The organism is Roseitalea sp. (assembly GCF_984466335.1).
Genome location: NZ_CFIFWG010000177.1, coordinates 1 through 5,758 on the forward strand (window position 1 = coordinate 1; position 5,758 = coordinate 5,758).

Consider the following 5,758-nt stretch of genomic DNA (forward strand, 5'->3'; position numbering starts at 1 on the left):
GATCACAAAATCCCGGCGCTCAGACGATTCCAGCCAAAGACAAGCCGCTCTGGCTTTGGAGCCTCAATAGATCGTCCTTGGTCAGGCCGCGCCCTTCGGAACGTCTTGTGCGGGGCGCGTGGTCTGGCCGGGCGCCCTGTTCGAGGCGAGCGATCGAATCTCGTCGAGCTGCCAGCGGCGGACCCGCTCGGCCGCTTCGTCGGGCGAGATGGCCCGGTACGCATCGCCAAAGCGGTCCTCGACACCCCGGTCATCGGCAAGTTCGGGCGCAAGGCCGGCGAACACCGACAGCGCCTGTTCGAGGCCGAAGCCCATGAAGCGCAGCGCGAACAGCAGGTTCCGCGAGGTCGGATCATCGCAAAGGATCCGCGCGCTGGTCATCGAAAGGCCGGTGCGGTCAGCCAGCGCCGTTTCGAAAAGCGGCCTCGATCGCTCCCCGGCGAGTGCGGCGATCTGGCCCAGCGCGCCGGCATCGAGCCGCTGCGTTGTGGCGCCGCGCGCCTTCTGCGCCCGCTCGGCGGCCTGGACCGGCCGTGCCGTCTGCCGCAGTTCCAGCGCCCGGTCGATCGCCGGATTGTCGAGCGAGCGCAGGGCCGCGCGCACCGGCCCGGAGATCTGCCTGCGGCGCGCGATCGCGCGCGTCCGCGGGCCGGCCCCGTGGCGGGCGATGACATCGAGCAGGATGCGGTCGTCAAGCGCCGGCGACCGGGCGATGAACGGCGTCGCGATCGCCGCCTCGACCTCGCACAGGACGTGGGCGATCTCCGCGGGCGTCGTGTCGAGCGGGGCGAAAAGGCCGGCGATGGCGCGCAGATGCCCGGCGGGGATCAGATCGAGGTTTTCGAGGAACTGCTTTTCGATGCGCGCGCAATCCTCGGCTGACGGGGCGCGCAGGCGACAGAAGCGTTCGGCGGTCTGCCGCACCAGCAGGGCAATGCGTTCATTCACCATGATCGGAACCTTAGGCGGCAAGCGTTAGCGATGCGTTAACCATAAAAGAGCGCGTTCAAAACGCCTGACGTCGGACGTGAAGGGGGTGCCCATGGCCGATATCGTTGCATTGGCGGCCTACCGGTCCGCCCATGACCGCATCCGTGACAAGCGCGCCGGGCGAGGCGCGCTCGCAGCGGGGCCGGCCGCCCTGCTGCCGTTCACGGGCGTCCGCCGCGAGCCTATCGCCGCCAAGCCGCCGCCGCGTCCGGACCGGGATGCCCGCGCGCGCCGCGCAAGGGCCGCGCCGACCAACGATCCCTGAGCCGCTCAGAATTGCAGCGTTTCACAGGCGAGACCGTCGATGAAGCGGTCGATCACCGCCGACCAGCTCGCATCGGGCCGGAAGGCGCGGACCAGGACGAAGCCGGTCGGACGGCCCGCGGGCGCAATGAACGCGTCGGTGAGTTCGGCCGGCGCATTCTGGCGCACGAAACGCAGTTGATTGGCATCCACCACGGCAAGGTCGAGCCGCCGGCCGGCGACGATCCGGTCGTTGGCCGAAAACACCACCGTGCCCAGGCTGTCATGCACGCCGACCGTCCAGAGCGGCGCATCGCCCGATGCGCGCACGCGCAACGCGCCGTCGCGCAGATCGTAGCGGCAAACGGCCGTCTCGAAGAAGGGGTCCGGACCGTTGCCGCCCGTCCGTGCCGGGTCGGTGTCGATGCTTTCTTGAAGGCTTGCCGGTGCGTTTTCGGCCGTTCTGGCGGCGATCTGGTTCCAGGCGGTGCTGGCCGACAGGAGCGGCAGCAGGAAGATCACCGACAGATGCACCAGGGCCGCGCCGACCAGCCCCACGATCGTTGCGTGCACAAGGCGGATCATGTCCGGCACCCGGTCTTGCCTATGCGCGGAAGCGTGACCTCGGCGAGCGCGACGCTGGCCGTCACCGTCGTGTCGTAAAGGGTCAGCATCAGGCGGATCGGCCCGTCATGGCGCAGATAAAGCCAGTTGCCCGGACGGGCGCGATCGGAAAGCGCAAGGCGCAAGCGGCCGTCGGCCTCGCGAAGCACCGAGCGGCTGTGCGCCATTGTCGGCACGCCCGGTGGCGATGAGAGCGCCTCACCGTTGATGCCGGCCATTGTCAGCGTCCACAGCCGCGACGGCGGATCGCGCCCTTCGATCACATAGGCGCAGGTGCCGATCAATGGTGCGCCGTCGGCATCGTGCGTCGCGGTGAGCGCCAGCCCCTCGGCCGCCCCCAGCGGCACCTGGCCGGTTCGCGCCGCGCGTGCACGCGCATAGGGATCGGCCGTGCCCGCACCCGCCTTCGGATAGCCGGTCCATTGACCGATCGTCAGCGGCGAGAAGCCGGCGAACCTGTCGGTGACGAGCCAGGCGCTGGCGCCGCCCAGGCCGAGCGCGAGCGTGAGCGCGTAGATGATCGCAAGGGCTGTCCGGATCATCGCGCGGGCGTCATGGGCGCGCACCGCGCGCAAGGCCAGCCGGACGTCCCCAAACCGGTGTCGCGCATCGCCGCCTCATCGGCTGCGCGCGGCAAGCCGCTGCGGATCGGTGGCCAGGGGCTCGACGGCGGCAAGCGCGTCCTCCAGCGTCAGCAGGAATTGCACGCTCCTTTCCGACAGGAAAAGCCTGCGCGCCAGTCCCGCCTCACCGGCCGCCTCCGCGACCGCCACATCGTCCCGCTCGGACCGCGCGGGGATGGAATCGTCCACCCCGGCCAGGGGGATCAGATCGGCGTCCCGATGGGCGTATGCCATGATGCGCTGCCAGGTCATTGCGGGCAGCCGCCCCCCGGTCAGCCGGTTCGTGGGCGTGTAGTCGTCATTGCCGTACCAGACCGCGGCGGCGAAATTGCCCGTATAGCCCACAAACCAGGCGTCCCGGTAGGCTTGCGTCGTCCCCGTCTTGCCGGCGACCTTGATGCCGTCGAGCGCGGCGCGTCGGCCGGTGCCCCATTCGGTGACGTTGACCAGCATGCGATTGAGCATGGCCGTTCCGTCCTCGCTCAGCACGCGTGTGCCGGCATCGGGCTCCCGGCGGCGGTCGTAGATCGTCTGGCCCGTCAGGGTCGTGATCTGCGTGAAGGCGTGGCGTTTGCCGGCGAGCCCGCCGCTCGCCAGGGTCAGATAGCCGGTCGCCTGGTCCATGACCGTCATGCCCGACGTGCCGAGCACCATGGTGTGATGGTCGATGACGTTCGATCCGATGCCCATCTTGCGCGCCATGTCCACGATCGGAGCCGTCCCGCCCAGATGGTCCCGCGCGATCCAGACCGGAACCGTGTTGATCGACCGGGCCAGGGCCGTTGCCAGCGTGACCCGGCCGGCAAAGGATCGGTTGTAGTTCTGCGGCGACCAGCCACGCCAGGTGACCGGCCGGTCCGCGACGATCGATTCCTCGGTCAGGCCGTGGTCGATCGCCGCCGCATAGACGTAGGTCTTGAAGGACGAGCCGGCCTGGCGCTCTGCCGACGTCGCCCGGTTGAACTGGCTGATGCCGTAGTCGCGCCCGCCGACGAGCGCGCGCACGGCCCCGTTGGTCTCGATCAGGACGACCGCCGACTCCGAGACGTTGTAGTCCTGACCATGCTTGCGCAGGAAGAACTCGATGGCCTCCTCCGAGGCCCGCTGCAGATCGGTGTCGATCGTCGTGCGAACGATGACCGAGCGCGTCGGCACGTCGTTTGCGACGATGAAGCGCTTGACCTCCTCGAAGGCCCAGTCGAGGAAGTGGTCCGGGCTCTTGACCTGGGCGCGCAGGACCACATCGGCGGGCTCGCGCCGCGCGCCGGTCACCTGGCCCTCGGTCATGAAGCCCGCCTGGACGATGTTGGTCAGCACTTCATTCGCCCGGCCGCGCGCGGCGGGCAGGTTGATGTGCGGCGCAAAGCGCGCCGGCGCCTTGAACAGGCCGGCCAGCATCGCCGCCTCCGCCAGCGTGACCTCGCGCACATCCTTGTTGAAGTAGAATCTGGCGGCCGCGCCCACGCCGAACGTGCCCCCGCCCATATAGGCGCGGTCGAGATAGAGCTTGAGGATCTCCTCCTTGCTCAGATTGGCCTCAAGCCACAGCGCCAGGAACGCTTCCTTGACCTTGCGCTCAAGGGTGCGCTCGTTGGACAGAAACAGGTTCTTGGCGAGTTGCTGGGTGATGGTCGACCCGCCCTGGACGACCGAGTTGGCGCGCACATTCTCGGTTATCGCCCGCGCCAGGCCCGTCATGTCGATGCCGAAATGGTTGAAGAAGCGCCTGTCCTCGGTTGCAAGAACCGCCTTGATCAGATTGTCCGGCAGGTCCTCGACGGGCACGGCATCGGTGTGCAGAATGCCGCGCTGGCCGATCTCGCGGCCGTAGCGGTCCAGGAAGGTGACCGCGAACCGCTCCTGGTTGCGCCAGTCCTGCGCCATCTCGCGCGCGGACGGAATGGCAAGCGCGAGCATCGCGATCATGCCCAGCATGGCCAGCGTCAGCGTATCGCCGGCGACCTCGAAGAGCGCCCGGTTGACGCCATGGGGCCGGAAGCGGCGGAAGAAGATGGTGATGTCTTCCCATGTCCGCGCCGCCTGGAAGCCGGCATTGTAGAGCACCGAATCGATCCAGGCGTCGATCTCCAGAAGAAACGACGACTTCTTGTGCGGGCGCTTGGCCCGCTCATCTTCCGGCAGCCGCAGATCGTTCATCGCACGCAAGGGAGCTTGGCATCTCTGCCAACGCGCCCGATCCCGTTGATGCAATTCCCGCTCGTCTTGCCGCATTTCGGGCCGGCCGGCAATCGATATGGTTGTCGATACGTTAACGCCGGTCGGTCCGATCCTTGCCGTCCCCGTCCGCGATCGTCCCCTCATGGGCATCGTGCGCATATTGCTGGGCCACCAGCAGCCCCTTGAGCGGACGCAGCGGCAGGACGCAGAACAGGATCAGGAGCGGCAGTGTCAGCAACGCGTTGAGCCAGTAGGGCGCGCCGACCGCGACCTCCATCCACACCGCGAACAGAACGACCGGGATACACGCGAAGGTGATCACGAAGAAGGCCGGCCCGTCCGCCGGATCGGCAAAGCCGTAGTCGAGGCCGCAGATCCCGCACCGGTCGGCCATCTTCAGAAAGCCGGCGAACAGCCGCCCGCGCCCGCAACGCGGACATTTGCCGACGAGCCCCGTATGCTGCGGCTTGAGCGGCGGGTGGTCGTCATGTCGCAAGCCATGGGCCATGAAGGGCACCCGAATGAATGCAGGCATGATAGGAAAATATTCTTGACACCGTCACGGTGCTCATGTAGTGTTCTGACACAATCGCAAAAATGGGTCGACACGGCGCTTCGTCGCATGACGGGGCGTTTTTGCGTCTGGTGGGCATGTTTGTCTCGGGTTCTGCAGCGATGGCGTCTTGACCGTGGCCGACCGCACCGATGAGCGCGAGGCGGATATTCTGCCCTCGGAACTGGCGCTGTCCCTCGCCCGGACGCTGCGCGAGCAGGCCGAAAGGCTCAACGCGCAGGCCGCGCGCGTCGAGGGCTTTCACAAGCCGGTGGCCGACGGCATATCGGCGATCGTCAAGGCGGCGGTCGGCCTCGCCGATCTTGTGCTCGCCGCCGAGGGTCGCCGGGCCGCCAATGACGAAGACGAATTGATGGACGTCCGCGCCTTCTTCAGGGCGGCGGACGAGCGGATCGACCAGCTTGCCAATGAGCGCGCGGCCGCGATGGTGGCCCAACGAACCGTCCAGGCTTGTCCGGCGTGTGGCGCTTCACTGCGGCCCGCTGGCGATGCGTGAGGCGCAGAAGCCGCCGCGGGGCCGGCGCTG

7 protein-coding genes are annotated in these 5,758 nt (G+C 67.9%); 2 read left to right on the forward strand and 5 right to left on the reverse strand.

Annotated features, from left to right (window positions below; translation table 11 throughout):
• Nucleotides 1–81 precede the first annotated feature (81 nt).
• On the reverse strand, nucleotides 82–951 hold the full coding sequence (locus AC5E6L_RS13475; protein WP_491773952.1) for a hypothetical protein: 870 nt from the start codon (nucleotides 949–951) through the stop codon (nucleotides 82–84).
• A gap of 91 nt (nucleotides 952–1,042) precedes the next feature.
• Here AC5E6L_RS13475 and AC5E6L_RS13480 point away from each other — a divergent pair, with 91 nt between their 5' ends.
• On the forward strand, nucleotides 1,043–1,255 hold the full coding sequence (locus AC5E6L_RS13480; RefSeq protein WP_491230098.1) for a hypothetical protein: 213 nt from the start codon (nucleotides 1,043–1,045) through the stop codon (nucleotides 1,253–1,255).
• A 5-nt stretch (nucleotides 1,256–1,260) separates the two neighbouring features.
• Here AC5E6L_RS13480 and AC5E6L_RS13485 read toward each other — a convergent pair whose 3' ends face one another.
• From AC5E6L_RS13485 to AC5E6L_RS13500, 4 genes are all read right to left on the reverse strand, one after another.
• Nucleotides 1,261–1,818 carry a DUF1254 domain-containing protein gene (locus AC5E6L_RS13485; RefSeq protein WP_491773954.1) on the reverse strand — a complete coding sequence of 186 codons (558 nt, stop codon included), beginning with the start codon at nucleotides 1,816–1,818 and terminating at the stop codon, nucleotides 1,261–1,263.
• Nucleotides 1,815–2,399, reverse strand: a complete 585-nt coding sequence (locus tag AC5E6L_RS13490; RefSeq protein WP_491230096.1) for a DUF1214 domain-containing protein — start codon at nucleotides 2,397–2,399, stop codon at nucleotides 1,815–1,817. The genes AC5E6L_RS13485 and AC5E6L_RS13490 overlap by 4 nt, the downstream gene beginning before the upstream one ends.
• Before the next feature lie 75 nt (nucleotides 2,400–2,474).
• Complete coding sequence (locus AC5E6L_RS13495; protein ID WP_491773957.1) at nucleotides 2,475–4,637, reverse strand: transglycosylase domain-containing protein; 2,163 nt, start codon at nucleotides 4,635–4,637, stop codon at nucleotides 2,475–2,477.
• 112 nt (nucleotides 4,638–4,749) lie between these two features.
• A complete protein-coding gene (locus AC5E6L_RS13500; RefSeq protein ID WP_491773959.1) occupies nucleotides 4,750–5,193 on the reverse strand; it encodes a DUF983 domain-containing protein in 444 nt (147 codons plus the stop codon).
• Between the two features lie 148 nt (nucleotides 5,194–5,341).
• Between AC5E6L_RS13500 and AC5E6L_RS13505 the strand changes: the two genes are divergently transcribed.
• Entirely contained in the window at nucleotides 5,342–5,728 is a 387-nt protein-coding gene (locus AC5E6L_RS13505) for a hypothetical protein (protein WP_491230093.1), read from the forward strand.
• Nucleotides 5,729–5,758 lie beyond the last annotated feature (30 nt).

Coding starts and splice junctions, on each gene's coding strand:
- AC5E6L_RS13475 (WP_491773952.1), bottom strand. CDS start 951: ATGGTGAATGAACGCATTGCCCTGCTGGTGCGGCAGACCGCCGAACGC.
- AC5E6L_RS13500 (WP_491773959.1), bottom strand. CDS start 5,193: ATGCCTGCATTCATTCGGGTGCCCTTCATGGCCCATGGCTTGCGACAT.
- AC5E6L_RS13485 (WP_491773954.1), bottom strand. CDS start 1,818: ATGATCCGCCTTGTGCACGCAACGATCGTGGGGCTGGTCGGCGCGGCC.
- AC5E6L_RS13495 (WP_491773957.1), bottom strand. CDS start 4,637: ATGAACGATCTGCGGCTGCCGGAAGATGAGCGGGCCAAGCGCCCGCAC.
- AC5E6L_RS13490 (WP_491230096.1), bottom strand. CDS start 2,399: ATGATCCGGACAGCCCTTGCGATCATCTACGCGCTCACGCTCGCGCTC.
- AC5E6L_RS13480 (WP_491230098.1), top strand. CDS start 1,043: ATGGCCGATATCGTTGCATTGGCGGCCTACCGGTCCGCCCATGACCGC.